Annotated in this window: 28 protein-coding genes and 1 riboswitch; of the genes, 8 read left to right on the top strand and 20 right to left on the bottom strand. The window is 43.7% G+C overall.

The window, feature by feature from the left end:
* Positions 1-3: 3 nt before the first annotated feature.
* The 14 genes from TOL2_RS03870 to TOL2_RS03935 all read right to left on the bottom strand — a co-directional run bounded on the left by TOL2_RS03870 (position 4) and on the right by TOL2_RS03935 (position 12627).
* Entirely contained in the window at positions 4-492 is a 489-nt protein-coding gene (locus tag TOL2_RS03870; protein ID WP_014956233.1) for an amino acid-binding protein, read from the bottom strand.
* Positions 493-679: 187 nt separating this feature from the next.
* A complete protein-coding gene (locus TOL2_RS03875) occupies positions 680-1219 on the bottom strand; it encodes a 2-oxoacid:acceptor oxidoreductase family protein (RefSeq protein WP_014956234.1) in 540 nt (179 codons plus the stop codon).
* Between the two features lie 60 nt (positions 1220-1279).
* Positions 1280-2017, bottom strand: coding sequence for a thiamine pyrophosphate-dependent enzyme (locus TOL2_RS03880; protein WP_014956235.1), 738 nt, complete (start codon positions 2015-2017; stop codon positions 1280-1282).
* 25 nt (positions 2018-2042) lie between these two features.
* Entirely contained in the window at positions 2043-3110 is a 1068-nt protein-coding gene (vorB, locus tag TOL2_RS03885) for a 3-methyl-2-oxobutanoate dehydrogenase subunit VorB (RefSeq protein WP_014956236.1), read from the bottom strand.
* 19 nt (positions 3111-3129) lie between these two features.
* Positions 3130-3357: a 4Fe-4S dicluster domain-containing protein gene (locus TOL2_RS03890; RefSeq protein WP_014956237.1), complete on the bottom strand. Its 228-nt coding sequence runs from the start codon at positions 3355-3357 to the stop codon at positions 3130-3132.
* 19 nt (positions 3358-3376) lie between these two features.
* The gene (locus TOL2_RS03895; protein ID WP_014956238.1) at positions 3377-4060 is read right to left on the bottom strand and encodes a hypothetical protein; all 684 of its coding nucleotides are present in this window, start codon (positions 4058-4060) and stop codon (positions 3377-3379) included.
* A gap of 96 nt (positions 4061-4156) precedes the next feature.
* Positions 4157-5275 (bottom strand): 2-isopropylmalate synthase LeuA, encoded by a 1119-nt coding sequence (locus TOL2_RS03900; protein WP_014956239.1) that lies wholly within the window; start codon positions 5273-5275, stop codon positions 4157-4159.
* A gap of 49 nt (positions 5276-5324) precedes the next feature.
* Complete coding sequence (locus TOL2_RS03905; protein ID WP_014956240.1) at positions 5325-6581, bottom strand: radical SAM protein; 1257 nt, start codon at positions 6579-6581, stop codon at positions 5325-5327.
* 166 nt (positions 6582-6747) lie between these two features.
* Positions 6748-8043, bottom strand: coding sequence for a hypothetical protein (locus tag TOL2_RS03910; RefSeq protein ID WP_014956241.1), 1296 nt, complete (start codon positions 8041-8043; stop codon positions 6748-6750).
* Positions 8027-8713: an ABC transporter ATP-binding protein gene (locus TOL2_RS03915; protein ID WP_014956242.1), complete on the bottom strand. Its 687-nt coding sequence runs from the start codon at positions 8711-8713 to the stop codon at positions 8027-8029. The genes TOL2_RS03910 and TOL2_RS03915 overlap by 17 nt, the downstream gene beginning before the upstream one ends.
* 42 nt (positions 8714-8755) lie before the next feature.
* Entirely contained in the window at positions 8756-9991 is a 1236-nt protein-coding gene (locus tag TOL2_RS03920) for an ABC transporter permease (RefSeq protein ID WP_014956243.1), read from the bottom strand.
* 47 nt (positions 9992-10038) lie between these two features.
* The gene (locus TOL2_RS03925) at positions 10039-11277 is read right to left on the bottom strand and encodes an ABC transporter permease (protein ID WP_014956244.1); all 1239 of its coding nucleotides are present in this window, start codon (positions 11275-11277) and stop codon (positions 10039-10041) included.
* 17 nt (positions 11278-11294) lie between these two features.
* Positions 11295-12077, bottom strand: coding sequence for an outer membrane lipoprotein-sorting protein (locus TOL2_RS03930; RefSeq protein WP_014956245.1), 783 nt, complete (start codon positions 12075-12077; stop codon positions 11295-11297).
* 85 nt (positions 12078-12162) lie between these two features.
* Positions 12163-12627, bottom strand: a complete 465-nt coding sequence (locus tag TOL2_RS03935) for a plasmid pRiA4b ORF-3 family protein (protein WP_014956246.1) — start codon at positions 12625-12627, stop codon at positions 12163-12165.
* Positions 12628-12962: 335 nt separating this feature from the next.
* A riboswitch (FMN riboswitch) is annotated at positions 12963-13148 on the top strand.
* 127 nt (positions 13149-13275) lie between these two features.
* On the opposite strand from TOL2_RS03935, the gene ribB reads away from it, so the two are divergent.
* The 5 genes from ribB (at position 13276) to hypE (ending at position 19256) form a co-directional block, all read left to right on the top strand.
* Positions 13276-13938: a 3,4-dihydroxy-2-butanone-4-phosphate synthase gene (ribB, locus tag TOL2_RS03940; protein ID WP_014956247.1), complete on the top strand. Its 663-nt coding sequence runs from the start codon at positions 13276-13278 to the stop codon at positions 13936-13938.
* A 438-nt stretch (positions 13939-14376) separates the two neighbouring features.
* Entirely contained in the window at positions 14377-14625 is a 249-nt protein-coding gene (locus TOL2_RS03945) for a HypC/HybG/HupF family hydrogenase formation chaperone (protein WP_014956248.1), read from the top strand.
* Positions 14626-14634: 9 nt separating this feature from the next.
* Positions 14635-16983: a carbamoyltransferase HypF gene (gene hypF / locus TOL2_RS03950; RefSeq protein ID WP_014956249.1), complete on the top strand. Its 2349-nt coding sequence runs from the start codon at positions 14635-14637 to the stop codon at positions 16981-16983.
* A gap of 3 nt (positions 16984-16986) precedes the next feature.
* Positions 16987-18072 (top strand): hydrogenase formation protein HypD, encoded by a 1086-nt coding sequence (hypD, locus tag TOL2_RS03955; RefSeq protein WP_014956250.1) that lies wholly within the window; start codon positions 16987-16989, stop codon positions 18070-18072.
* 173 nt (positions 18073-18245) lie between these two features.
* The gene (gene hypE, locus TOL2_RS03960) at positions 18246-19256 is read left to right on the top strand and encodes a hydrogenase expression/formation protein HypE (protein WP_014956251.1); all 1011 of its coding nucleotides are present in this window, start codon (positions 18246-18248) and stop codon (positions 19254-19256) included.
* Between the two features lie 10 nt (positions 19257-19266).
* Here the strand turns inward: hypE and TOL2_RS03965 are convergent, their stop codons facing one another.
* The 4 genes from TOL2_RS03965 to TOL2_RS03985 all read right to left on the bottom strand — a co-directional run bounded on the left by TOL2_RS03965 (position 19267) and on the right by TOL2_RS03985 (position 21423).
* The gene (locus tag TOL2_RS03965; RefSeq protein ID WP_014956252.1) at positions 19267-19677 is read right to left on the bottom strand and encodes a YbgC/FadM family acyl-CoA thioesterase; all 411 of its coding nucleotides are present in this window, start codon (positions 19675-19677) and stop codon (positions 19267-19269) included.
* 169 nt (positions 19678-19846) lie between these two features.
* Positions 19847-20179, bottom strand: coding sequence for a DUF190 domain-containing protein (locus TOL2_RS03970; RefSeq protein ID WP_014956253.1), 333 nt, complete (start codon positions 20177-20179; stop codon positions 19847-19849).
* Positions 20180-20280: 101 nt separating this feature from the next.
* Positions 20281-20658: a fluoride efflux transporter CrcB gene (gene crcB, locus TOL2_RS03975; protein WP_014956254.1), complete on the bottom strand. Its 378-nt coding sequence runs from the start codon at positions 20656-20658 to the stop codon at positions 20281-20283.
* A gap of 336 nt (positions 20659-20994) precedes the next feature.
* On the bottom strand, positions 20995-21423 hold the full coding sequence (locus TOL2_RS03985; RefSeq protein ID WP_014956255.1) for a hypothetical protein: 429 nt from the start codon (positions 21421-21423) through the stop codon (positions 20995-20997).
* 832 nt (positions 21424-22255) lie between these two features.
* On the opposite strand from TOL2_RS03985, the gene TOL2_RS03990 reads away from it, so the two are divergent.
* Entirely contained in the window at positions 22256-22435 is a 180-nt protein-coding gene (locus TOL2_RS03990; protein WP_041279240.1) for a hypothetical protein, read from the top strand.
* Positions 22436-22510: 75 nt separating this feature from the next.
* The gene (locus TOL2_RS03995; RefSeq protein WP_014956256.1) at positions 22511-23422 is read left to right on the top strand and encodes a SphA family protein; all 912 of its coding nucleotides are present in this window, start codon (positions 22511-22513) and stop codon (positions 23420-23422) included.
* Between the two features lie 162 nt (positions 23423-23584).
* Here TOL2_RS03995 and TOL2_RS04000 read toward each other — a convergent pair whose 3' ends face one another.
* Both TOL2_RS04000 and TOL2_RS04005 read right to left on the bottom strand, forming a co-directional pair.
* The gene (locus tag TOL2_RS04000) at positions 23585-24148 is read right to left on the bottom strand and encodes a DUF309 domain-containing protein (RefSeq protein ID WP_014956257.1); all 564 of its coding nucleotides are present in this window, start codon (positions 24146-24148) and stop codon (positions 23585-23587) included.
* On the bottom strand, positions 24145-25113 hold the full coding sequence (locus TOL2_RS04005) for a class I SAM-dependent methyltransferase (RefSeq protein ID WP_014956258.1): 969 nt from the start codon (positions 25111-25113) through the stop codon (positions 24145-24147). Before TOL2_RS04005 ends, TOL2_RS04000 begins: the two co-directional genes overlap by 4 nt.
* A gap of 293 nt (positions 25114-25406) precedes the next feature.
* Between TOL2_RS04005 and TOL2_RS04010 the strand changes: the two genes are divergently transcribed.
* Positions 25407-26072: a nitrite/sulfite reductase domain-containing protein gene (locus TOL2_RS04010; protein ID WP_014956259.1), complete on the top strand. Its 666-nt coding sequence runs from the start codon at positions 25407-25409 to the stop codon at positions 26070-26072.
* The last annotated feature ends 6 nt before the right edge of the window (positions 26073-26078 follow it).

The raw sequence follows: 26078 nt of genomic DNA on the forward strand, positions 1-26078 counted from the left end.
CTTTCAGCAGCCGTCTTGAAAAAAGCAGGCAGCCGATTTGACATCCTCGGGACAGAAGACAAACAGGCATTTGCCGGCCGAATCCGTAACAGACCCGTAAACATAATTGATATTGATCTGTTCCTCGCCAAATTTTCTGGTAATTTTTGTCAATTCTCCAGGACTGTTGGTGATCTTGATGGCCACAACCTCTTTTGAATCAAACAGATAATCTTTTTCATTCAAAAGATCCATGGCTTTTTCAGGCTTGTCCACAACAAGCCGGATCAGGGCAAATTGAGCGGAATCCCTGCTCATGGAGCTATAGCTTGCTGAGGATGCAAGCCGTTTTAAGGATTTGCCCCTGGCCTCAAAAAGGCTCTGGACATAGGCAGAGGCATCCTGGATCGTGATGGCATCAATGTTAATATCGGCTTCACTTAAAAGCTCGGTTAATTGTGCCAGTTCTCCGGGTGCATTCTTAAGAAAAAGAGATATTTCTATTCTGATCATGCTGCCTCCTTTTTTTTTTAGTTTGTAACCCGACTTTAGGAGTTGCTGAAATTTGCTGGGTCAGGCTTTCATTATTGCGTTTTTTTTGCCGATTAATGATATGTTTTGAAAAGCACAATAAAACAAGCCTGACCTCCCTATTAGACAGCTTAAATCTTAAAATTGAGTGGTTAACGTTAATCTAACCTTAACTTTTGTTTGCGATATTCACGCCTTCATCAAACGCTTTCATGTTCAGAGGAATGATTTTTGGTTTGGCTGAAAATTCTGATTTAACGCACTCTTTTAAAAGATCCAGGTCAACAATCTTTGATTTTGCGGCAAACGCACTTAATGCTATGATGTTGGCGCATTTGACACTGCCTGTTTCTATGGCTGTCTCATTGGCCGGAACAATTAATTCAATAATATCATCTCTTCCGCTTCGGGTTGGAATAAGAGAGCTGTTGATTAAAATTACACCGCCCGGTTTTACGTCATCGGCAAATTTTTCCAGGGACGGGCGGTTCATTGCCACAAGATGGCTGGGATTTTTAATGATGGGCGATCCGATGCGCTTGTCACCGATAACCACGGTACAATAGGCGGTTCCGCCTCTCATTTCCGGTCCGTATGAGGGGACCCAGGCGACAAAAAATCCCTGCTTCATTGCGGCATATGCTAAAAGCTTTGCGCTCAGCAAAATTCCCTGTCCGCCAAATCCTGCAAATTTTATTTCTGTTTGCATTGGTTTTTATTCCTTCAAAAAAACGATTATAAAAGTAAAATACGAATTTAAATTCAAATTCTATTCAGGTACTTTGTAGTCTCCCAGTTCATAATAGGGCAGAAGAGTGTCCTCGGCCCATTTTAATGCATCCAGAGGGGTCAGGCCCCAGTTGGTCGGGCAGGTGCTGATCACTTCCACAAAACTGAAACATTTTCCTTCGATCTGGTATTCAAATGCTTTTTTAATCGCTTTTTTAGTTTTATTGATTTGCTGGGGCTTTAATACTGCCTGCCGGGTAACATATCCCGGGGTGACCAGTTCGCCCAGCAGGTTTGCCATTCGGATGGGCATCCCGGTCAGATCAGTATCCCGTCCGGCAGGGGCTGTGGTGGCCCTCTGACCCGGCATGGTGGTCGGTGCCATCTGGCCGCCGGTCATGCCGTAGATGGCATTGTTGATAAAAATAGTGGTAAATTTTTCGCCTCGGTTGGCTGCATGGATAATTTCACCCATGCCGATGCTGGCAAGGTCGCCGTCGCCCTGGTAAGTAAAAACGATGAGATCCGGTCTCACCCGTTTCATTCCAGTTGCCATGGCAGGTGCCCTTCCATGTGCGGCTTCCTGGAAGTCACAGTTAAAATAATTATACGCCAGCACTGCACACCCCACCGGAGCAATACCTACAGTCCTTCCCCTGATACCCAGCTCATCAATGGCTTCTGCTATAAGCCTGTGAACAATACCATGGGTACAGCCGGGACAATAATGCGTCATATTATCACTGAGTGCTTCCGGCTTTGAAAATGCTTTTCCCATTATATCTTTCTCCTAAATTTTGCGGTTAGAGCAGTCTTTTGATAATATCGGTAATTTTTTCAGGTGTGGGAATATCTCCCCCGCATTCGCCATAAAAATCAACTTCTCTCTGGCCCTTAACGCAGCGCTCCACATCCTCGACCATTTGTCCCATGCTCATTTCAATACTGATAACCGATTTGCAGCTTTCTTTGGTTGCTGCATCAAAAACCGCTTTTTCCGGGAACGGAAACAGGGTTTTGGGTCTTAAGAGGCCGACTTCGATCCCTTCTTCTTTCATCATGTCAATGGCTGTTTTGCAAACTCGGCTCATGGTGCCGTAACTGACAATGAGTACCTTATAATCCGTGTCAGTATTGTATCCTTCATACTGCACGTCTTCTTTTTTCATCTGGTCATATTTGGCTTTCAGTGCCAGGTTGTTGTTGTTGAGTTCCGTGGGATCAAGAAAAAGCGATTTTACAAGATTGCGTTTGCCGCTTTTTCGATTGTCCATGCCGGTTGTGGCCCAGTCGTCTTTATCGGACGGTTCCGTTTTAAGATCCTCGGGGAACTCTACGGGCTCCATCATCTGCCCGATCAAGCCGTCACCCATTATCATCACGGGGCCCCGGTATTTTTCCGCCAGTGTAAACGCGCTCATGGTCATTTCAACGGCTTCCTGGACACCGTCCGGTGCCAGCACCAGCAGGTGGTAATCTCCGTGTCCGCCGCCTTTGGTGGCCTGGAAATAATCTCCCTGAGACGGCAGGATTCCGCCCAGGCCAGGGCCGCCGCGCATAATATTGACAAATACGGCAGGACATTGTGCCCCTGCAATATAGGAGAGGGCTTCACTCATCAAACTGATACCTGGGCTGGAAGATGTTGTCATTACCCTTTCACCTGCACCTGCAGCACCAAAAATCATGTATCCGACCGCGACTTCACTTTCTCCCTGCAAAAAAACACCGTCAACTTCCGGCAGTCTTTTTGCCAGATATTCGGCAACTTCGGACTGGGGGGTTATGGGGTATGCAAAATAATTTTTACATCCGGCCCGGATTGCGGCTTCGCCAATTGCTTCATTTCCTTTCATTAACACTTTTGCCATTATTTTTTATCCTTATTAATTATTCAATGGTCTCTTTTTCGATTTCAACGATGCTGATGGCAACATCAGGGCACATGATGCAGCACATGGTACAGTGAATGCAATCATCCGGCCGGGCCTGAAAGGCTGGAAAATGTCCTTTTGCGTTCACTTTGTCCGTGATTTCAAGAACATTTTTCGGGCAGACATTGACACACAGGCCGCAGCCCTTGCAACGCTCAGAATCAATGATATGTTGATACTTCATTTGAACTACTCCTTATGGTTTAAAACAATTTCCAGGGTGGATTCATTTTTCTGTCTATTTCCAATACCGGGCAGGTAAAACGACCCATCTCAAGTTGTGGTATTAAATATGAACAAACCGTGATAAATTCGATTTTAATTCCTGTTGCCGCAGATACCTCCTTTAACAGGTCATATCCGCTATAAATATGATCAGGGGTTGTCTCGTCAATAAGATTGGCATTGCCGACAAGTCCTGTTATTTTCATTTTTGAAGATATTTCGATCTCCTCTTTTATTTTGATACAGCCCTGGACATCTTCTGTAAAAGGCCTGAACGGATTGATCACCTGCAGCATGCAAACCTTTTTTTTGGACAGATGGTTTCCCAGTGAAGCCAGCACTGTTACCCCAACATCATCTCCACCTGCATCAAGGATGGTCAATTCCGACGGCTGCTGAATCATCCCGGCAACCTCAGCGGTGAGAATGGGCAGATCCGCATGCATGTATCGTTTGTCAGGCAAGACCACCTCAATGCCCATATCTTCGAGCAAACCTTTTGCCTCACGGGTTCTGAAATAGGGATTGACAAGATCAAGATCCGCAATTTTTACGTCAAGGCCATCCATTTTTCGTTTCAGGGCAAGATTTACGGCTGTTTCGGTTTTACCGCTGCCGTAATTACCGCAAATAATAACAATTCCTTTAATATCAATATTCAAACAATTTTCCTTAAAATAAAATTTTTCAATCCGTTTAGTATATTTATTAACAGCACATTAGTCAAATACAAACCCTCATAGGTTTGCAATGGTTTTTTAATCCAATAATGAAGCAACAAGGCATTTAATGTCGGTCAGGGTCAGGCAGCGATTCAGTTGTGTACTTTTTGACTTGATATTCAAGGTCAGGATATCCAGCATGTCCTCAGGATACTCAATGGCGTGAAGGTCCAGGTATTTTTTTACCAGGTTTTTGCCGCATAAGATGTTTAAAAAGAACTTTTCTTCCGATGCCAGGCCAAAGTTGCCTCCTGCATGAGTTCCGGCCACATGGGTTTTGACTGCATCACCAAAGACAGGGGTGTTGAGGGTTAACAAGTGGTGATTGTGTTGCTCATAAACGATGGCATCAACATACTCATAATAGGCTTTGAATGTGTTGATATCATTTGTGTTGAGATTGATATCAAAATCTTGATTCTGTAGTGTTTTTGCCGTGGTGTAAAGGTCGGCAATTCCATTTCTTTCTCCAATGCCCAGGGCGGACGCCTCAAGAAACTGTCCACCGGCTATGATTCCCATCACACTATTGGCTGAGGCCATGCCCAGATCATTGTGGCAGTGAACCGATATGCTGGGATTTTGGGTTTTGGCGGAAAACCGGTGTATTTTGTCAAAGATCTGGTTGGGTGACATGATTCCAGAGGTGTCCGGCAAAGAGAGTATGTCTACAGAATGAAGATTTAAGATTGAAATGCAGTGTTCCATAATAGCATCATCGGATCTGCCGATATCCAGCATGGCAATTGACAGGACTGCGTGAGGGGCTTTTTTTTTGACAAACTCAATGGTGGTTAAAAGGTCTGCAAGAACATTATTAAGCTGACCTGGTGTGACAGTGTTTTTGATGTGTAAATGGAAATGCAGATCTTTCACCCCGGTGTCCAGCAGGATTGCGGCATCATGAAGATTAGCCCGTCCCATGGCGGCAATGCGGATTTTATAATCGTTTTTTTTGGCATGCCGGCACAGTGTTTTGACGGCATCTGCTTCAAGGTCATGGGCAGGAGGATACCCTGCCTGGCAGATATCCACGTTCAGTTTTTCCTGGAATTCAAGAATTTTTATCCGCTGCTTTTGGGAGAACATCACTCCCCTGTACTGCATGCCTTCCCTTAGGGTTTCATCAATGATGGTGATTTTTTTATTGTCCATGATATTCCCCCTATTGGATAAAATATTGGTGGATTAAAATATGATTTAATTAACGTACGGGCGGATTAAAATAGCCGTGTATCAATTTGGGAAACCGGTTTGACAATTGTTGGATTATATGATCCATTCCCAAAGGCTTGCCGCCGTCTTCAACCGTTGACATGAGTTCGCAATATTTTTTGGGATCAAAGTTCAGGTTGCGCCACTGGATCATATCGATATTAAAGTTGTCGATAAAGTCATTCAATGCTTCAAACTCTTTTTGGGAATCCGTAAAGCCCGGGCAGTTAAGATAATTAATGGCAACAAATTTTCCCTGCTGCTTTGCCGCATCAATACTTTTAAGGACATCTGAAAAATGATAGGATCGGGGCCTGAAATAGGCGGTGTAACAATTTTTTCTGACCGAATTCATACTGACCCTCATGGAATCAAGCCCGGCACGGCAAAGTTCTTCAACCCGGTTCGGCAGGCTTGCATTTGTGTTCAGGTTGATAGTGCCTTTGTCTGTTTTTTTCCGTATCAGTCGTATGGCCGGTTCGATGGCCGTAAAGGCGGTCAAAGGCTCTCCTTCACATCCCTGGCCGAAACTGACCACTGCTTTTTTAACATGGGAAATATGTTCTAAAAAGACCTGGGCGATCTCTTCAGGAGACGGGGTAAAAGAGATTCGATCCTGGCAGGCACACAGGTTGTTTTCCTTTTGAAGGGAAATACATCCTAAGCAGTTGGCATTGCACACCGTTGATGTGGGCAGCGGGGCTTCATAACGTTTGAGAAAAAAGTTTTTCCCGGCAGGACACCCGTATTGCAATGCACAGGTTTCAAGATGCCGCATCAGGCGGTTTTTTGGATATTTTTTCTGCATCTGGCTGACGCCTTTGACAATGCCTTTGCGGGGCATCAGCCTTAAATCCTGGCGGGGTTCCGTGTCAACAACAATGGCTGCAGACCTGAAATTGTTTTTCCCAAATCCCACGGCACCATAGGAGAACAATGGCAGCAGGTCTTTGATGCCCTCGTCATCATAAGCGCAGAAATGGCGGTTTACATATCCCGGCGAGTTAAACACGGCAACCGGGAAAATTTTTTCTTCCGGGGCAAATGGGTTTTGCTCAATGCTTTCAAACCGGTCTGTTGCAATATTATAGACAACAGGTTTTCTTTGGGGCAGCATCATGAGTTCGCTGCCGTGGGGCATGGGCACGGTGGCATCTTTTTTCAGAACAACAGGGGTGTTGCCGGACATCCCAACCGCACCATAGCCTTCCAGTTCAAAGATTTCTCCGTTTTCAGCCGCCACCACAGCCGTCAGGATCTGTTTGTTGATGTATCCGATACCTTAACTCCAATCATGATAAAGATGTTAAACATAATCTGGGTCAGATATATCAGAACAATTTGGGATTGCCAATATCCTTCTTGTCTGCATTCCTTAGGGAAGGGGGGCCAATTTGATATTGGCGGTGTTGTTAAAAATAAGTTGTAAACAGGACATAGGCACTTGGTGCCGCATTGGTATGATGGATCGTGTCCGGTATTAAAAATCCGCCGTATTCGCTTCCCGGCCTGCCGTAATAAAAATTTGCACCCAACTGAATATTTGAATTCTGGGTGGTATTCCATACTGCTCTGGGCTGGATAATGCCGGAAGGGTCCCTGAAATTGTTGATGACATTGACGTAAACATTCAATAAAGGGTGGAGTTCTACCTGGATCTGCCAGCTTACATAATTTTTCCCCAGGGCAAATGATTCCCCTCTGTCGATTCTTTCCACAACTTCAGGGTCTTTCAAGGCATTTGTATAATTATTTTTCCCCAGCCCGTTATGATAATATTCAATCAGGCCGTACATATTTTTTTTGAACCACACCCAGGAATAATCCATATTCAGCACAACTTCAATATATCCGTTTTTGTGCCTGTTCCCTTTTTTTATGGTTGACCAGACAAGATCCCATCGCCATGCTGCATCCCCAAGACACCCTGAGGCCCCAAGCCCTAAAACAGTCTCATTATAATGCAAGGCCCCCATTACATCTATTTCCATGTCGCCTATAAAAAAGTGGTTTTTCCCTGCAATAGAAGAACTTTTGAAATCAATTTCTCCTGTTATCACATCCCTTCTGGGAACGTAGAGCAGGTTGAATTCTCCTGACTCTTGGGTGGTGAACCGGACAGACACAAGATCATCGCCCATTTTGTAATCGCGGTTTGTATCAGAAGGCGAAAATGGATTGAAAAGATCCATGGGGTTGAAAATAAGACCATTTCCCCATGTCACTGCCTGTCTTCCAACTATGATATCCCCCCAAAAGGGTTTTATTGACAACAGCAGACGGTCAAGCCTATGCCATAAAATGTAATCCGCTGTTTCCTTAACAGTTTGGGTTAAATCGAAAATCCGCCGTTTATCAATATTCGAAGTGTCCGGTGACCTCCCGCCCGCATACTGTTTTTCATAGGTGTTCCCGAATTTGAGAAAAGCTTCATAATGGGTTTGAACATAAACGATTTCCGATAAAATAAGTTTATCTGTCAACCTGGTATTGGCAAGACCGTCGAAACCGGTACTAGTTCCCAAAGGTTGAAAATAAGATCCGTTATCATATCCGGTTATATTCCCTTTGAATTTAAAATGCCCGCCCAAGTGGTTGTCGAGTTTTTCAGACCATGCAGCATTCTGCCCTGCCCAAAGGGTTTGGGTAAATAAAAGGGATAAAAAAAAGACAATAAGCCGGCCAATAGAATCATGATCTGTTTTCATCGTTTACAATACGTCCGTCCTTTATTGTGACAAGGCGCTCTGCATACTCCATGACCATGCTGTCGTGGGTTGAAAAAATAAAGGTGACTTTTTTTTCCAGGTTCATCTGTTTCATCATTAATAAAAGGCCTTCGCCTGTTTTTGAGTCAAGATTGGCCGTGGGTTCGTCCGCCAGCACAATTGCCGGCCCGGAAACAATAGCCCTGGCAACGGCAACCCTTTGCTGCTGGCCGCCTGAAAGTTCGGCAGGTCGCCTGTCATATTTTCCTCCCAGGCCCACATCATCCAGTATGGCCTTTGCCCTGTTGCGTCTTTTTGTTCTGGGCACTCCCTGCAACAGCATGACATATTCGACATTTTCAATGGCCGACAGCACCGGGATAAGATTATACGCCTGGAAAACAAATCCTATCTTATGCAGTCTTAACGTGGCAAGGTCTGCCTGGTTCATGTCTTTAAAGGTATTGTTGTCAACAATAACAATACCTGAGTCAGGCATGTCAAGGCCGCCGATAATATTGAGCAGTGTTGTTTTTCCCGAACCTGACGGGCCTGCAAGCGCAAAAAACTCTCCTTTATCGACGGTAAGATCAACGCCGCGAAGGGCTTCAACTTTTACTTTTCCCTGTTTGTATGTTTTTTTAATATTTTTTGCTTCAACAATTGCCATATCCTGTCTCCACCTGCTATTTTTTTATCCTAATATTTTGTCCTAATTTTTCAGCATGGCCTGGGTCGGGGTGAACCTGGCAGCCTTGACAGCCGGATACAGGCTTACCAATATGCCTAAAACCAGTACCATCAATCCTGCCACGGCAACATCCTGAGTCCAGATTTCCGGGTACAGTATTCTTGGTATCCCCCACATCTGAGTGCCTGCTGCCAGGGCTGACAGATCAATCCCGTTTTTTGCAATGGCAGCAACACTTAAAAATCCCAGTATGTTTCCTGTAAATATTCCCAGTACCAATAGACAAAACGTCTCTGTTACAACCCCTTTAATCACCTGGACTGGCCTCATGCCAAGGGCTTTCATCAGGCCGAACTCCCTGGTTCTCTCAAACACGGCCATAAGGGTTGTATTGGCAATGCCAAAGCCCATTGCTACAAAAACCACACCATACCAGATATAAAGGAAAAACCCCGACATCTCCAGGTAGGCTTTCATCATGGGCAAAAGCTGGTGCCATGTTTCAACATGAAATGTATCATTCGCAAGACCTGATTTTAATTTTTCTGCGGCACGGGTTTCCTGTTTGCCGTCAATGTCGGATCCGGGCAGCAAAATGGATATTTCTGAAATAGAACGCCCCATTTTAAACATCTTTGCCGCCTGTGAAATGGGAACAAAAACAAACTGCTTTTCAATTGCTTCTGATTCCGCACTGAAAACCCCCACAATCTTGAACGCCTTTGATGCAATCTCTTTTCGGGTATCCTGGGACATGAGAATCAGCTTATGGCCGATTTTGGTATTGAATTTTTCAAGAAACGCCCTTCCTACCACAATCTTATTTGTATCTTCTAATGAAAGATACCGTCCCGATATTACGCTGTTTCCAATGAATGAGATCTTTTTTTCCTTTTCAGGTTCAATCCCCACAAGGATCACGCCCCCGGAGTGCCTGGCATTGGAGGCAACTGCATTGACTCTTATCCTTTTTGCCCACAGAGCATCTTTCCCAAGTGTTGCGTTAAGTATTCTGTCGAGTTTATCCATGTCATCCATGGAATTTTCAACCACGGGATCATTCCGGTAATCCATGTGATGGATCTGGATGCTTCCGGTAAGTGTGGATATGGCGGTTTTGACCATCTGGGTTTCCATTCCCCGCATAAGGGCCCCCAGAAAAATCATGCTCCATACACCAATGATCACGGCCATCAGGATGACAATGGTTCTTCTCGGGTTTCTCCAGATATTTCTCCATGCTAATATGGCATACATAATTGTTTCTCGTCTTTTGTCTTGTTTTGTTTTCTCTTCTTTTTAATTTATACTGAGGCCATGGCATCAACAGGTTTCAGTTTTTTTATTTTCAATGCCGGAAAAACAGATGATACAATGGTGATTAAAAATACGACCAAAGGCCCTGCCGTGGCTGAAATCAGGGACAGTTTCGGATAGAGCCGGTCTGGAATCCCGTATTGTTTAAGGATATCTTCAGTACCGGCAATATAAATGCCCTTGCTTTGAAAATAAAGGGTTAAAAGGCTTCCAATGACTATCCCCGCAAGGATTCCCACCAGGGTCATGAACAGGGATTCAAACAGGACAAGTTTTGTAATCCTTGAAGGGGTTGTTCCGATGGCCATCATGACGCCGAATTCCCGTGTTCTTTCAAAGATGGCCATTAAAAATGTATTAAAAATGCTGAACGCAACAACAATGACAAGGATGATATACATTATGATACCGGAAACCAGGTCCATTTGAATCCCCTGCAGCAGGCCCGGCATGATTTCCATCCAGTCGGCGGCAACAAGGGTTTTATTCTGTTGCGTTTCAGAAAAATGATTTTGGATCTCTTGTTTAACCATGGATACATCACCAAGGGAGTTTGCAGTTATGACTGCTTCATGAATGCTGTTTCCCATTGAAAAAATGTCCTGGAAATCGTTAAGCCCCGTCATGATCACATTCCGGTCAAATTCGTCAATGCCGGAGTCAAAAATGCCTTTTATGGTAAGAACCGCTGCTGCAATTGAACCGTCACGCCCCTGGCCCAGAATGGTGAGTTCGTCACCAATACCGGCTTTCAGGTTTTTTGAAAGGTGTTCTCCGATAAGTGCGGAAGACTCGTCTTCCTCTTTTAGATAACTTCCTTTGCGGATAATAGAGGATATGGTTGAAACATGGGCTTCCTTTACCGGGTCTATACCTGTGACCACAACCCCATAGGTTCTTTTATCAGAAGATGCCAGGCAGAAGGCATTGGCACGAAAAGTATAGGCGCTAATGCCTTTTACCGAATCAAGGATGCTTGCAACCGGTGCGGGATTTTTAACGACCAGGTTTATTTTTTTGTCTTCAAGATACCCCTTTGCCTGGATCTGCAAATGCCCGGTGCTGACTTTAACGGATGTGTTGATCATTGTTTCATAACACCCCAACTGGAAAGAGAGCATAAACACAAGGATCAGACTTGAAAAAGCAATGGCGGCAATGGTGAGAAGTGTCCTTCTTGGGTTTCGCCATATATTGCGCCATGCCATTTTTAATTCTATTGACATGTTATCTTTCCTTTTTTTTAGATGCCCGGATTTTTAAGGTTGGTCCGGGTGAAGATACGGTTGCTCAACTTTTTGTTAAACTCAATCTTTTCATATACAAGAAGGGTATACTCATCTGTTGCATCGGATTTTTGCATTTTCCATTTCATGGGGAAAAGCTTGTCATCGCTTTTTTGGATATCCCATGCCGTCATTATTTTTACAGTCTGAAGATCTTCATCAAAAAATTCTTCACTTAAAAGGATAAAGTCTTCTCGTATTTTTAATTTGATCATGCCCCAGATAACCGGGGCATCAGGCTTGGGTATTGATCTTATTGTATGGATTTTTTTGTCCTGACCAAGAGTTGTCGCTTCCAAAGTATGCACATAATCTTTGATCAGGCTGTCGCTCTTTACAAGGTCATTGTTGGAAAAATCCGATCCCTGCCAGGCTTGGGACATCATGGAAGGGGGAAGTTTGATGACCCGGTTTATCTTGGGATTGTATATCCACATTCCTTTGCCGGCTTTAAGGGTTCCGTTTCCCTTGTCCTTTGCCGGTTCAATAATGACAAACAGGGAATCGGATTCACCCCGGGTCCAGGATTTTATGGTCATGCTGCGTTCCCAGTCAGAGCGGTGGACGGTCATGATTGTGGTTGAAACAGAGGTTTGCCCGCGCCAGTAATCAAAGGCATTTTTAACGATGGTTCCGGCATTCGTTATTGCTTCGGTATCCATAATTATTTCAGCATTCATCCGGGCCTGCGAAGTTGCTGCAAAAATAAGGATTACAATTGCCAGTACAGCTTTTTTCATTTTGCCTCCCTGATCTGATTGATCAAATTTTCATATCAGAATCACCCATTGTTTTGCGTTAGAAGATAATTGCAACCACAATGTTTTATTCATATTCTTCATCATCATAGTCAGGATATTGAGGTGGAGATTCTCCGACTGACTTGATTAATTTAATATATTTTTTTTTGGCTTTTGTCTCTTTGATATTTTGCACCTTGATTCGATGCCACCACTCATCTCCAAAATCAAACAGGTAATGAAAGACATCTTTTTCATTCAAGCCGACATCGCAAATTTGCATCTTTGCTGTGGATTCTTTCCTTTCCCCATAACCCATCATCTCTTCTGCACTCACGGGATGGGTTATCTGTGGAGCATCATATATATTCCGCATACTCTTGGTGTCTTTTCGAGTGATGAAAAATGAATAAAGGTGTTCATCGTATCTGTCAAATGACTGGAAAATCACATTGTGAAGATCATCAAAAGTGCAATTTTCAGATGCCTCAATTAGTCGATAAAGCTTTGGTATTCCTATTATGGAAACCCTGAACTGGTATGTTTTCATTCTATTACTCTTATTCAGTTAATAATAAATTTTACTGTTTTTTTAATTTTGCAACATATTGGAATAATTATATTTAAAATTTTTTGCCGAACTGTTGATTAAAAAAGAGCTGAATAAATAATATACAGTCGCTACCAGGAAAATGTTGGAATGGCAACATTCTTTTTGAGAAAGGTATTTTTTTCAACATTATTACTCACAAAAGAAAGTGATAAACAGGATGTCAGGATATTTCCGCTGTTTCAAATGGTGTGGTTTCTAATTTGCTATGGATTGTTCTTATTCTTTGAAATATGGGTTTGACATGACCGGCTACAGGGTATAGGGTGTCTCCCGTATATTCTCAGGGCGGGGTGAAATTCCCCACCGGCGGTAACCTGGCCTGTATCAGGAAGCCCGCGAGCGCTCCCCCCAAGGCTTGAATGAGAAAGCTTAAATTGAAAAGTTTAAACCAGGGGAGGTCAGCAGATCCGGTTAAATTCCGGAGCCGACGGTTAAAGTCCGGATGGAAGAGAATGCGTCAAGGCTGTGTTTTGTCTTTGGCGGTTTCCTTTTTATCAAGGAACTGCAGGCATTGTACTGCCTGAACGTCTATTTTTCCTTTTGCCCTGATTCATGTTTAATTTTATTATTGTAAGGAGATCGACCATGAATCAGAGTCTGTTAACTCGATTTGGAAATCCAGAGGAACGTGTGAAAAACGCGCTGTTATCCCTTCAGAACGGAAACGGCGTACTGGTCACGGATGATGAAGACCGAGAAAATGAAGGTGATCTTATTTTTCCGGCCCAGTCTTTGACGGAACAGCAGATGGCCATAATGATCCGGGAATGCTCGGGCATCGTCTGTTTGTGCCTGACCGAAGACAAGGTGGCATCCCTTGAATTGCCCATGATGGTTCAGCACAATTCCAGCCGATACCAGACGGCATTTACCATCTCCATTGAAGCTGCCACGGGAGTCACTACGGGGGTGTCTGCAAAGGACCGTGTCGCAACGGTGCATGCAGCCGCAGCTGATAGTGCAGGGCCTTGTGACCTGAATAGTCCGGGTCATGTTTTTCCCTTAAAAGCAAAACCCGGCGGAGTGCTTGAGCGTGGGGGCCATACCGAAGCCACCGTTGATTTAATGCGCCTTTCCGGGTTGTCTCCTTGCGGGGTGCTGTGTGAATTGACCAACCCCGACGGCACCATGGCCAGACTGCCGAAGATCGTTGAATTTGCCGGGATACACGGGTTTCCCGTGCTGACCATTGATGATTTGATTTTGTATCGGAAAAATCAGAATTCGGAACACGACTCAACACTTTAAAATGACGGCCCCGGTGCAGGATATTTCTGCCTGCACCGGGAGATTGATAAAGCCGGATTTATCCCGGACAGCAGGTTTGAATCCGGCTTTATCAGGGATCGGATAAGACATGTGGCAACCCTGGAATTAACAAAGCTTATGATGAATCAGAACCTCACCCTGGCCTTGGCGGCATATTATTACCCATTTATGAAGACGGCTATCTTCGTCCAAAAGCCAATTATAAATACAGTTACAGCCTTGTGCTTGAAACAGGATTAAATATTTTTTTCGGATATGAACATCATAAGTTTTTTGCCGGGTTTGGAAATAATACCAATATTTATGCGGCGGTTAGATATTATTTTTAAAGGGATTTCAATTTGAAATAAACATTGCTCAAATGATATCCTGTGTTATGTTAGCAATGTATTCTTTAAGACAAACAGGTGAAATGGTATGTGTTTAGCAGTTCCGTCTAAGATTGTCGAGATAAACGATACGGTTGCCAAAGTTGATGTGGACGGTGTGACCCGGCAAATCAGTACCATGCTTCTGGGTGATGTAAAGATCGGGGATTATGTCATTGTCCATGCCGGATTTGCCATCAATAAGGTCGATGAAGCCACTGCCCGTGAAACCCTGGAAGATTTGCGCCAAATACTGGCAGCGGATGCCCGGCAGGATGATGGCCGTAATGAACAGTAACAGGTTTTTATGACCGTTCCCATAGCCTTAAACCAAACGGCAGTAGCAAAAAAGCTGGAAATCAGCGGCGTTGTTCAAGGCGTTGGGTTTCGGCCTTTTTTATTTGGTCTGGCAGATCAATATCATCTGAAAGGGGAGGTATTCAATACCTCCGGCGGCATTCGGGTTATTGTGGAAGGACCCCCTGAAAAAATTGAGCGGTTTGTCGATGATATTTATCATAAAAGTCCTTTGCTGGCTTCTGTGACAGACATTAAATCCAGTGATGTGCCGCCTGGAAATTTTTTTTCATTTAAAATTGAGAACAGTGAAGTTGCCAACCGGCGGACCACCCTTATTTCTCCTGATGTGGCTATTTGTTCCGACTGCCTGGCTGAAATGAAAGATCCCGGCAACAGACGGCATGAATATGAGTTTATCAATTGCACCAATTGCGGCCCCAGGTATACAATTATTAAAGATATTCCCTATGACCGGTCCAAAACTTCCATGAAATCGTTTAAGATGTGTGGAAAATGTCAACAAGAGTATGATGACCCGCTGAACAGGCGGTTTCATGCCCAACCCAATGCCTGCCCGGTCTGCGGACCACAGGTTTTTTTGACGGACCGCCGGGGGAATCGGATCAATACGGATTCACAATCAGCCATCACTCTTGCGGCTCAATATTTGCGCCAGGGTAGAATTATCGGGATAAAAGGGCTTGGCGGATTTCATCTGGCCTGTGATGCCGCCAATCTTGATGCAGTAAAACAATTGCGGCAGAGAAAAAACCGTCCCCATAAGCCCTTTGCCCTGATGGCAGCATCGGCATCAATCCTGTTTGACCATGTTCATGTCAGCAACAGGGAAAAACAACTCCTGACCTCCTATCAAAGACCCATTGTTTTGCTGAAAAGGAAATATATCAATGGGGACAATCAAAAAGGGTCTGTACTTGCAACGGATGTGGCTTTCTTTAATAAAACTCTGGGCGTCATGCTTCCCTATGCGCCGTTGCATTGTCTGCTGCTTGAAAAAGGACCGTCCATCCTGGTGATGACCAGCGGCAACCTTTCAGGAGAGCCGCTTTCCATTGAAAATGAGGATGCTCTGGAGGCATTTTCCCATATTGCGGATTATTTTTTATTGCACAATCGGGATATCTGTTTTCGCGCAGATGATTCCATTGCAAGAATCCAGGCGGGTGAAACAAGATTTATCCGGCGGTCAAGAGGATATGCACCCCTGCCGGTTTTTATCAACCGAAAAATGCCGAAAATTCTGGGGTGCGGGGCAGGGTTCAAGAATGCGGTCTGCCTGACCCGGGGTCATCATGCTTTTTTAAGCCAGCATATCGGGGATCTGGATAATATGAAGACTCATGCGTTTTATCGGGACAGTATTGATCATTTGAAAAATATTTTCGACATCCAGCCGGACATTATTGCCCATGACATGCATCATGGATATATGAGTACTGATTATGCCAAAGCGCAGAACACGGTAAAAAAAGTGGCGGTTCAGCATCACCATGCCCATGCTGCCGCCTGCATGGCGGAAAACGGTTTGGATGAAGAGGTTATCGCCATCACCCTTGACGGCACGGGGTATGGAACAGACGGTCATATCTGGGGCGGGGAAATTCTTTTGTGTACACAAAAAGCCTTTAAACGCAAAGCTCACCTGTCCTACATTAAAATGCCGGGCGGGGATGCGGCTGTTCTGGAACCTTGGCGCATGGCGGCATCTGTTCTTTTTCAGGTTTTTGGCAAAGATTTTTTACAGATGGAGATTCCTTATATAAAGGCCATGGAAAAAGAAAAACTGTCTTTTATCTGCGGTATGATGGAGAAAAATCTGAATTCACCGTTGACCTCCAGTGTTGGAAGGCTGTTTGATGCGGTGTCTTCCCTTTTGTGCGTCCGGCATACGATTTCGTATGAAAGTCAGGCCGCAATGGAACTGGAAGCCATGGCAGACGAACGTCCTGTTCGGGAATGCTATGCCTTTGATCTGGTATCCGGTAAAAAGGATGGTGGCCGAGACCAGGTTTTTGAAATTAATTTAATGCCCTGTATCAGGCAGATAACAGCGGAGTTGCAGCAGGGTCGGCACGTTGCCGGAATAAGTGCAAAATTTCATTATACGCTGGCTCAGGCTTTTGCCGTGGCAGCGCTCAAAGTTAGCCTGCAAACCCATATCCAAAAAATAATCCTCTCCGGGGGGGTGTTCCATAACGATATCATTTTGAATACCATGATCCTGGCCCTTGAAGAACATAACCTAAAGGTATACACACACACGCAGGTTCCCACCGGTGACGGGGGGATCTGTTTAGGCCAGGCAGTGGTTGCGGCTGCCCTTGAAGGAAGCTGATCAATGAGTTTGCAATATATTGAAGAATACAGGGATGCATCTCTTGCAAGGGAGCTTGTGAAAAAAATTAAGGCTGTCAGCCATAAAAAACTCAGACTGATGGAGGTCTGCGGAACCCATACCATGTCCATTTTTCGGCATGGTATCAGAAGTGTTCTGCCGGAAAGGATAACGCTTCTTTCCGGGCCGGGGTGTCCTGTGTGCGTGACCGCCCAGAAAGACATTGATGCTTTTGTGGCGCTGGCAAGGGTTAAAAATGTGATAGTGACCACATTTGGAGATCTCATGAAAGTGCCGGGGTCCGGTTCGACCCTTGCCCTGGAAAAAGCATCCGGCGCGGATGTAAGGATGGTCTATTCCATATCGGATGCCGTTGCCATTGCCCGGGAAAATAAAAGCAAGCAAGTGGTGTTCTGTGCAGTGGGATTTGAAACCACCATTCCCACCATTGCGGCCGGAATTCTAATGGCCATCCGGGAAAAAACAGATAATTTTTCCATTTATTCCGCCAATAAACTCACCCCGCCCGCACTTACCGCCCTGATGGAAACAGACGGGGTTCAGATCGACGGATTTATCCTTCCGGGCCATGTCTCCGTGATTACCGGAACCCATGCCTACAGGGACACATTTGAAAAATATAATATGCCGTCCGTGATTGCTGGATTTGAACCGGTTGATATTTTAAATGCCATCCTGATGTTGATCCGACAGAATGAGACGGGAACGCCGGCTCTTGAAAATGCATATCCAAGGGCCGTGTCAGATTCAGGAAATGTAAAGGCAAAACAGATCATGAACCAGGTCTTTGATATTTGTGATGCCTCCTGGAGAGGGATTGGACACATTCCATCCAGTGGGATGAGGCTGAAAAAATCGTATGAAAAATTTAATGCCTCCATAAAATTTAGCATGGATATGCCCGAGGTTCCCGAACCCAAAGGGTGCGCCTGCGGTCAGATTCTCATGGGGTTAAAAACGCCTGAAAAATGCGTTCTTTATAAGAAGAAATGTACTCCCATGACACCGGTCGGTCCCTGTATGGTCTCAAGTGAAGGGGCTTGTGCAGCATTTTACAGATACAGTTAATATGAAAGCAGCGAGTAATGAGTGTTGAGATTCTCATCACCCAGAACCCAATGCCAAGTATTCAATTTTAATTATCAAGTCCCCACAATGTCAATTATCAAGTCCTCAATGTCAAGTATCAAGTACCTAATACATACCAGGGCATAGGGTTACTATATAAACAGGAAAAAAATATGACTGAAGAAAAAATATTACTCGACCATGGTTCCGGAGGAAAACTATCCCACTCAATGTTTTCCGATATGATCCTGCCTTTGTTTGAAAATTCTGAATTGTCAAAACAAGATGACGGGGCAATCCTGGATGTTGAAGGCGCAAGGCTTGCTTTTTCAACCGATTCTTATGTGGTGGACCCCATTTTTTTCCCCGGCGGGAATATCGGCGACCTGGCGGTGAATGGAACCGTCAATGATATCTCCATGTGCGGGGCTGTCCCTAAGTTTATCAGCGTGGGCCTGATTATTGAAGAAGGACTGCCGGTAAAGCAGTTAAAGATAATTCTTGAAACCATTGCAGCGGCTGCCAAAAAAGCCGGGGTCAAGATTGTCACAGGTGATACCAAGGTGGTTCCCAGGGGAAAGGCAGACAAGATTTTTATCAACACTTCCGGTATAGGCGTGATTCCTGCCCATGTGAATGTGTCCGGAAGCAATGCACAACCGGGCGATAAGATCATTGTCAGCGGAACCCTTGCAGATCACGGTATTGCGGTCTTAAGCTCAAGGGAGGGTTTAAAATTTGATTCCGATATCAAAACCGATTCAGCCCCGTTAAATAAAATGGTTCAGTCTCTTATCCGGTCCGGCTGTGATGTTCATGTGCTTCGGGACCCTACAAGGGGTGGTCTGGGAACAACCTTGAATGAGATTGCATCACAATCAAGAGTTGGAATTAGAATAGATGAAATGTCTCTGCCTGTCACGGGACCGGTAAGGGGAGCCTGTGAGTTGTTGGGGTTTGATCCGCTCTATATTGCAAACGAAGGCAAATTGATCGCCTTTGTGCCGGAAAAGGATGTGGACAAAGCCCTTGAGATTATCCGGCAGGATGTGTTTGGCAAAGTTGCTGTGATTATTGGTGACGTCACAAGCGAAGATCCCGGCAAGGTTTTTTTGCAGACCTCTATCGGCGGGGTGAGACCCATTGATATGCTTACAGGAGAGCAGCTGCCGAGAATCTGCTGACTTGATTTTTTTATTCCTTGGATTTTAAGAAGTCCAGATCCGGGATGGGCATTAATTTTTTGTTCGGCCCCAGGCAGACAAGCTCCAGTGTGCATGTGACAGCCGCTTTTTTTCCATCCGGCCGCCAGGCTTCATGGAAAAAGATAATCCTGTAATGCCCTTCTTTTTTCCAGGTTGTCCTGATGTCGAGACGATCTCCGAAAATGGCACCCTCATGGTATCCTATATTTATTTTGTAAATGGCAAAACCTATTTCATGCTTATGCCACATGTCGGCAAGAACCTTGGTCCCCATGATATCTTCCCTTGCCCGTTCAAAAAATTTTAAATAGTTTGCATGGTAGACAACCCCTGAATGGTCGGTGTCTTCATAATATACTTGAGCTGTAAAATGATGTGGTGTCATGTTTGAATCCATCATATCCCGTATCCTGTAAAATGAGTCATATGGTAGGCTTTTATATATCTGCGGGCAAATCAAATCAAGGATTTTATATTAAAGCAGTGGTTTTTGGATAGTGGCTTTTGGGTTGTAGGCTTCTCTTGATTTTATGTAAAAGAATTTTTAACCTGGGGTTATTGAAAACAGGTTATCTTGTGCGATAGAACCGGATACTTATTTCTTCTATGGTAACAAGCCCCTCAATAATCGTGTGGTCAATGACCGGCATAAACTTGTTTATTTTTTCCAGGGTATCTACAATCTCTATGACCATGGGCATATCTTCCGAAAGCCTTAAAATCTTTGTGGTATGAATCCTTGAATGCGCTCCAAAACCCAGGATACCACGGGTAACAGTTGCCCCGGCTAATCCCTGTTCTCTTGCTTTTTTTACAATCCACTCATATAGCGGTGTTCCGTCTTTTTTATCAGACTCGCCAATAAAGATTCTGAGCAAATGCCCTTTTTCAGGAAGAACCATAAATAATCTCCTTTATAATAACTGCCATGGGCAAACCTGGTATTTTATTTAAGATTTGCCACAACAAGCATGAAAGTTGCTGTTTTGATTTTTAAAGACTTTCATATGAATTTAGACAAGGAAAATCCAAGCCAGACAGAGCAAAAACCCAGAATAAGGTGAAGCATCAGGTTTGTCATGGCTGAGGCAAGCTGCCCATCCCGGGCAAATGTGAATATTTCATACCCAAAGGTTGAAAAAGTTGTAAATCCTCCCATGAATCCAATGAGAATCAATGCCCGAATTTCAGGGCTGAATATTTGTCTTGATTCTGATAATCCGCCCAGCAAACCGATTAAAAGGCATCCTATCACATTAACCGTCAGGGTCCCGTAGGGAAAAAAAGGATCATTGAACAGTCTGTGGGACAAATCACTGATCATATATCGACAGATTGAGCCTGCAAAGCCTCCCGCTCCAACCATTAACAGCTTCATCATAATTTATCTCCGGAACGTTTCTTTTAACCAGCTTCTACAGCCCAACTGACACTGTAGGTTTGTTTTTTTTGCTTATGTTTGGCCGCAACACAGAATAAAAATCACGATTGGGGCTGCCAAAATTTTCATATAACTGCCACGGGCAGACCTGGTATTTTACATTGTTTTGCCCACAACAAAAAATGAAAGATATCTGATTCCAATAGGTTTGAAATCCTTTCATATAAAATATTAACTCTCGAAAGTTTAAAGGCAAATGGGTACAAAAGCCATGATTATTTAAATGCCAGGTCTTTTTTTTAAATTTTATAACCACTGGAAACTTTCTGGAAATCTTTAACGGGTATGATGGATTTCCTTTATTTTAAGCCGCAACATCTTGTCTTTTACTGAAATGAGGCGATACATCACATTGCCGATCCGGATGTCCTCATCCGTCTTTGTTTTAGGAAATTTTAAAGTATATGAAACCTCTGGGTCCAAATCAAGCAGATAAAGATCAATGGTTGCCGTGTTGCCGCTTAGTCCCTTAAAAACAATGGCTGTCCTGTTTGTAATAAACTTTTCATTTTTTAAAAGCAGCAACTGGTCCGCCATTATTTTTGAACGACTTGGCAGGCCAGGGGTTTGCAAACTTTTGGGCCTGCCCCTGTAACGGTCTTGATAGGATGGTGTTGATACATAATAGGTGATTGCAAAAGGGATTGCCAGGGTTAACACAATAAAAAGAACGGCAAGCCATCCTTTGGGACTTGGCAGATGCATTGGCTTTCCCTTTCGTTAATATGTATGCATTATCTTTGGAATTTTTAATAATATCAATTTATAAGAACAAATTCAATCCGGGAAACCCTGCTCCGGTTTTTTTATATTTTTCTGTAATTTTTAACTTGGGTTTTTCTTAAATAAAGCAGATAGTTTTGCAAGAAATGCTTATAAGGCCGTGTCGATATCTCGTTTTGGGGATTTAAAAATTAAACCTTGACGGTTTATAAAACATTGAATTGTCTTCATCTTTAAATGAGGCATATTCAATATATGCAGGGTTGTTTTTTTTGATCAGTTTTGGATGTTGAAAATTGTTAGAATATATAGGCTCTCAAGGCCTGTTTTTTTTCATCAACCGTCTGCATTGAATGATTTTCGGACATCTTAAAATTGCGGTCCCATAGTTTTCTGTGTTGGCGTTGTCGTGTAGAGGGCTGCCGGTAAAAAGGTTTCTCGCGAGAGGGGTTGGTATGCGGGATGCTTGTTTGGAAGGGTGGACAAAAGAGATGTATATTTGTAAAGGTCTTTGAATATGCCTCAAAAATAATTAAAACAAGCAAATATCGAATGATATTCAAGATTCTTGCTAAATTGGTATGGGTAACAAACTATAAAAATAGTAAATGATTTATATTTTTATGAGGATATTATCAGGAGAATTATATGGTAATATATTGTTTTGTTAAGATATAACGCTATATCGGATGGATTTTGGGATTATTATTTAAAAAAAAGTCTTCTTGACAATGGATAATTTATTATTTTAGAATGCGACTCGAAATTCAGAGATGATACAGTAGTTAAAAAAGTCAAAGACAGGAGGCAGGGTATGAAATTTCTTGAAGTCTTGATCAATATCTTGTCTGCTGCTGAAAATGATATTTATCAAGCGATTTTGACCAAAATAATTTTTCAGTCCAAAGGCACCATTAAAGCCGATACCGTTACAATAGACCGGAAACATGCAGAATTATTTTTTTTGGGAGGTCATAAAGCCTCTTTTGTTTGAACCAGGACAAAGAAGGCTTTATTAATTTAAATTAATTTTTTAATAGAACACCAACAAGAAAAAAAGGAGAAAAAGATGACAAAAAATTGGACTGTTTCGCTCACTATTACCGGTATGCTGCTTCTGATGCTGACCTGTGCTATGCCAGCCTGGGCCGGCCATTATACGCCGGGAACAGAAGGTGCCATGGGAGCTTCCGTTCCACCGCCGGGATTTCATTACAAGCAATACAACATATATGTGGACTCAGATACCTTGAAGGATGATGATGGCGATGATATAAATATCGGTTTTGATCTGAATGTTTTTGCCCAGGCACACCGGCTTATTTATATCACCAAACACAAGTTTTTAGGAGCGGATTACGGAATGAGTACGATTGTCCCGATTGTCGGAACTGATTTTAATCTTAACGTTCCTGGTGTGCATGATTCCGAGGTAGGTTTGGGGGATATTTTTATTGAGCCCCTTATTTTGGCTTGGCACACGGACAGATGGGATGCGGTACTGGGGCTGGGCGTAAACCTGCCCACAGGAGAATATGACTGGACAGAACCGGCATCTGCCGGCCAAGGATATACCAGCGGCATGATGACCCTTGGTGCGACTTATTATATAGACCAGGCCAAAAGCTGGGCTGTGTCAGCATTGTCCAGGACTCTGGTATATGGGGAACAGGATGATACAGATATCACCCCTGGCTGGGAATTTATCGTTGATTGGGGAATCAGCAAACAATTTCCCATCTCTGAAGGGCTTCTTATCAGGCCTGCACTTGTGGGATACACATATTGGCAGATGGATGAAGACAGCGGCACAGGTTCCTCTGATGAGAAGGGTACAAATTACGCCATTGGAGCGGAAGTCAATCTCTTCTGGTTACCGCCTCATCTGTTTCAGATCAACCTGAGGGTATTGCAGGATTTTGGTACTGAAAATGAAGCAGAAACTACAAAGGTGGTTTTCTCTGTTGTTAAATCGTTTTAGTTAGAAATATAAAATAAAAAAAGCAACCTGTTACAACTATGGAATATAAGAGCAGCATGGCGATGCAGATTGGGCAAATTTCATATCCATAGAAGTGAAGCTTTTAGATATCGCCAACCAGCTTGATTTGCTTCCATGGCGATCAGGGGTGCTTAAATTAAGTTATTTGAATGCCCGGCTTTTTTTGCCGGGCATTTTAAATTTTGGTGCAACAGGATCAAGCAAGCTTAATTTAGAGATAAACAGATCCGCATCAAAGGGTTTGGCAATAATATCCCGGTGCTGGTTGAAAAGCCCAATTGCCTTTAATGCAACTTTTTTTGCAGGAGCTTTTCTGCCATATGTAAGCTGTTCATATGCGATGGCGGCAAGAACCATTGCCTGCAATGCTTTTTTGTTTTTACCCTGGGCTGTTGTCCATTTTATTTCCAGCCATTCATGGAATTCAAAAAACAATTCAAAGTTCCATAATATGCGGGCAATTACAAAAAAATCATCATCCGGCTGCAAATTAAAGGCAGCCATCTGATCAAATGTTTTTTTTAAAAAGTCTGCCCTGTTATTGACGTATGCTTTTATATGGACTTGAGTTTCCCCGTATTGATACTGACTGCTCGCAGTGTGAAAAAAAGACGGGTCTTTTGCCTGAATTGCTTTGACAAAACAATGGCCCAGGGTATTTCTGATGTCTCGGGATAAGCGGTTTTCAAACGGGTTAAATTTCATATCTGTATTTCCCAGCATCTATGAATCTGTTTGCGCTTGTTCTGATAATCCTCGGGAATGGTTTTGGATGTAATCTCCTTGATATTTGTGACGGTCAGCTCTTTTGTCTTTAAATCAAAATTTTGATGATTGGTGGAAAAGAAAACCACAGCACTGGTTTTCATCAACTCAAAAACAGCATTGAGTAAATGTGGGTGTTCTTTTGCAATGTCAAAATGCCCGTTGGTCATCCGGGTGGTTGAATAAGAAGGCGGATCCACAACCGCCAGATCAAAGTCCCGGTATCCGTCATGCCTGGCCCGTTCAAGAAAATCAAGGGTGTCTTCCCGGATTATGGTGTGGTGGGAACCTGTGAGACCGTTGAGTTCAAGATTGTCTTTTACCCAGTTGACAGCGGTTTGAGAGCGATCCACAGATACGGTCCGGCAGGCACCCCCTTTTGCCGCATAACAGGTGAATGACCCTGTATAGCAATACAGGTTTAAAAAGTTTTTACCTGCTGCCTGCTTGCGCACCATCATTCTTGTGTTCCTGTGATCTGAGAACAGGCCCGTATCCACATAATCGTTTGGATTGATGTAAAATTTAAGGTCTCTTTCACCCATGGCTATTTTCTGGTTTGTATGGTTGATACGCTCGTATCTTTTTCCTTCCTTGATTCCTGACCGCCGGATTTTAAGATGCAGGTTTTCGTTTGGAACGTCCAATGCACGGGCAACGGCTTTGCCCATTATGGGAAGCCATTCCGGGAAGGATTGTTTGCGGCTGTATTCAGCAACAACAAGGTGGCCGTCATACCAGTCCACAACAGCCCTGATTTCCGGGATATCCCAGTCGTATAGCCTGAAGATGTCCAGGCCCTGTTTTTTATACCGTTTGCGCAGATGCTTGAATCTTTTTTTCACTTTGTTGGCCAGCATCCGGGCCTGATCTCTCTGCTTCTCCTGCAATGCCTGATTGTTCATCTACAGCACTCCTGTATCATTAAATAAAACATCCATACACTATTTGAGTATGAATTTGCAACTCTGCGGATGTCCTTGACTTATGGAATATGAACAATAAAAATCATCCATGGGGTTTGTGAATAATATTATGATATAACTGCCACGGCAGGCTTGGTATTTCGCCTTGGTTTGAACACAACAAAACATGAAATTTTCTTTTTGGATTTTTCAAGACTTTCATATAAAACTATAAACAAACCATGAATTTTGTACTATTATCTGTAAAACTGTAAATAAAAAAGGAGTCGGTTATGCTCAAAGATGGTGAAAAAGGGGTGATTCGTCAACGAGGTAAGGAAAAAGAAACCTATGCCATTGCCCCGCATCTTCCCTGCGGGATTGTGAATCCGGATCAGCTCAGGAAGCTTGCGGATGTGGCCCAAAAATATAATGTGTCGGATGTGAAAATCACCAGTGCGGCAAGGATCGCCCTTATCGGCATTACCGAAGACCAGGTGGACGGCATCTGGAAGGATCTTGGCATGGATGCCGGTCATGCCACAGGGCTTTGTGTCAGAAGCATCAAGGTTTGCCCCGGAACAGCCTATTGCCGCCTGGCACAGCAGGACAGTCTTAAGATGGGCATGGCACTGGATGAAACTTATCATGGCATGGTTCTGCCCAGTAAAATGAAAATGGGTGTCAGCGGCTGCAAAATTCAATGTGCTGAAAATTGTATCAAAGATATCTCCCTTTACGGAACCAAAAATGGATGGACCGTCATGGTCGGCGGCAATGGGTCGGCAAGACCGAGGCTTGCCGATCTTCTGGTGGAAGATCTTGACTTTGAAGATGCCCGGGCCATGGTGGCAAAGGTGGTGGCGTACTACAAGGAGAATTCAAAACGCGAACGCATGGGCCGGATGATTGAACGTATCGGTCTTGATATAATGAAGGCAAAATTAAATATCAAATGATATAAT

Source organism: Desulfobacula toluolica Tol2 (assembly GCF_000307105.1).
In the GTDB taxonomy this organism is placed as follows: Bacteria; Desulfobacterota; Desulfobacteria; order Desulfobacterales; family Desulfobacteraceae; genus Desulfobacula; species Desulfobacula toluolica.

What these genes read in the sequence shown, in the direction of transcription:
- crcB (WP_014956254.1), bottom strand. Translation starts at nt 20,658, where the DNA reads ATGATGAAGCTGTTAATGGTTGGAGCGGGAGGCTTTGCAGGCTCAATC.
- TOL2_RS03915 (WP_014956242.1), bottom strand. Translation starts at nt 8,713, where the DNA reads ATGGCAATTGTTGAAGCAAAAAATATTAAAAAAACATACAAACAGGGA.
- TOL2_RS03870 (WP_014956233.1), bottom strand. Translation starts at nt 492, where the DNA reads ATGATCAGAATAGAAATATCTCTTTTTCTTAAGAATGCACCCGGAGAA.
- TOL2_RS03925 (WP_014956244.1), bottom strand. Translation starts at nt 11,277, where the DNA reads ATGTCAATAGAATTAAAAATGGCATGGCGCAATATATGGCGAAACCCA.
- TOL2_RS03875 (WP_014956234.1), bottom strand. Translation starts at nt 1,219, where the DNA reads ATGCAAACAGAAATAAAATTTGCAGGATTTGGCGGACAGGGAATTTTG.
- TOL2_RS03900 (WP_014956239.1), bottom strand. Translation starts at nt 5,275, where the DNA reads ATGGACAATAAAAAAATCACCATCATTGATGAAACCCTAAGGGAAGGC.
- hypD (WP_014956250.1), top strand. Translation starts at nt 16,987, where the DNA reads ATGAGTTTGCAATATATTGAAGAATACAGGGATGCATCTCTTGCAAGG.
- TOL2_RS03990 (WP_041279240.1), top strand. Translation starts at nt 22,256, where the DNA reads ATGAAATTTCTTGAAGTCTTGATCAATATCTTGTCTGCTGCTGAAAAT.
- TOL2_RS04005 (WP_014956258.1), bottom strand. Translation starts at nt 25,113, where the DNA reads ATGAACAATCAGGCATTGCAGGAGAAGCAGAGAGATCAGGCCCGGATG.
- TOL2_RS03945 (WP_014956248.1), top strand. Translation starts at nt 14,377, where the DNA reads ATGTGTTTAGCAGTTCCGTCTAAGATTGTCGAGATAAACGATACGGTT.
- TOL2_RS03935 (WP_014956246.1), bottom strand. Translation starts at nt 12,627, where the DNA reads ATGAAAACATACCAGTTCAGGGTTTCCATAATAGGAATACCAAAGCTT.
- TOL2_RS03880 (WP_014956235.1), bottom strand. Translation starts at nt 2,017, where the DNA reads ATGGGAAAAGCATTTTCAAAGCCGGAAGCACTCAGTGATAATATGACG.
- TOL2_RS03890 (WP_014956237.1), bottom strand. Translation starts at nt 3,357, where the DNA reads ATGAAGTATCAACATATCATTGATTCTGAGCGTTGCAAGGGCTGCGGC.
- hypF (WP_014956249.1), top strand. Translation starts at nt 14,635, where the DNA reads ATGACCGTTCCCATAGCCTTAAACCAAACGGCAGTAGCAAAAAAGCTG.
- TOL2_RS03930 (WP_014956245.1), bottom strand. Translation starts at nt 12,077, where the DNA reads ATGAAAAAAGCTGTACTGGCAATTGTAATCCTTATTTTTGCAGCAACT.
- TOL2_RS03965 (WP_014956252.1), bottom strand. Translation starts at nt 19,677, where the DNA reads ATGATGGATTCAAACATGACACCACATCATTTTACAGCTCAAGTATAT.
- TOL2_RS03920 (WP_014956243.1), bottom strand. Translation starts at nt 9,991, where the DNA reads ATGTATGCCATATTAGCATGGAGAAATATCTGGAGAAACCCGAGAAGA.
- TOL2_RS03995 (WP_014956256.1), top strand. Translation starts at nt 22,511, where the DNA reads ATGACAAAAAATTGGACTGTTTCGCTCACTATTACCGGTATGCTGCTT.
- hypE (WP_014956251.1), top strand. Translation starts at nt 18,246, where the DNA reads ATGACTGAAGAAAAAATATTACTCGACCATGGTTCCGGAGGAAAACTA.
- TOL2_RS04000 (WP_014956257.1), bottom strand. Translation starts at nt 24,148, where the DNA reads ATGAAATTTAACCCGTTTGAAAACCGCTTATCCCGAGACATCAGAAAT.
- vorB (WP_014956236.1), bottom strand. Translation starts at nt 3,110, where the DNA reads ATGGCAAAAGTGTTAATGAAAGGAAATGAAGCAATTGGCGAAGCCGCA.
- TOL2_RS03910 (WP_014956241.1), bottom strand. Translation starts at nt 8,043, where the DNA reads ATGAAAACAGATCATGATTCTATTGGCCGGCTTATTGTCTTTTTTTTA.
- TOL2_RS03970 (WP_014956253.1), bottom strand. Translation starts at nt 20,179, where the DNA reads ATGGTTCTTCCTGAAAAAGGGCATTTGCTCAGAATCTTTATTGGCGAG.
- TOL2_RS03985 (WP_014956255.1), bottom strand. Translation starts at nt 21,423, where the DNA reads ATGCATCTGCCAAGTCCCAAAGGATGGCTTGCCGTTCTTTTTATTGTG.
- ribB (WP_014956247.1), top strand. Translation starts at nt 13,276, where the DNA reads ATGAATCAGAGTCTGTTAACTCGATTTGGAAATCCAGAGGAACGTGTG.
- TOL2_RS04010 (WP_014956259.1), top strand. Translation starts at nt 25,407, where the DNA reads ATGCTCAAAGATGGTGAAAAAGGGGTGATTCGTCAACGAGGTAAGGAA.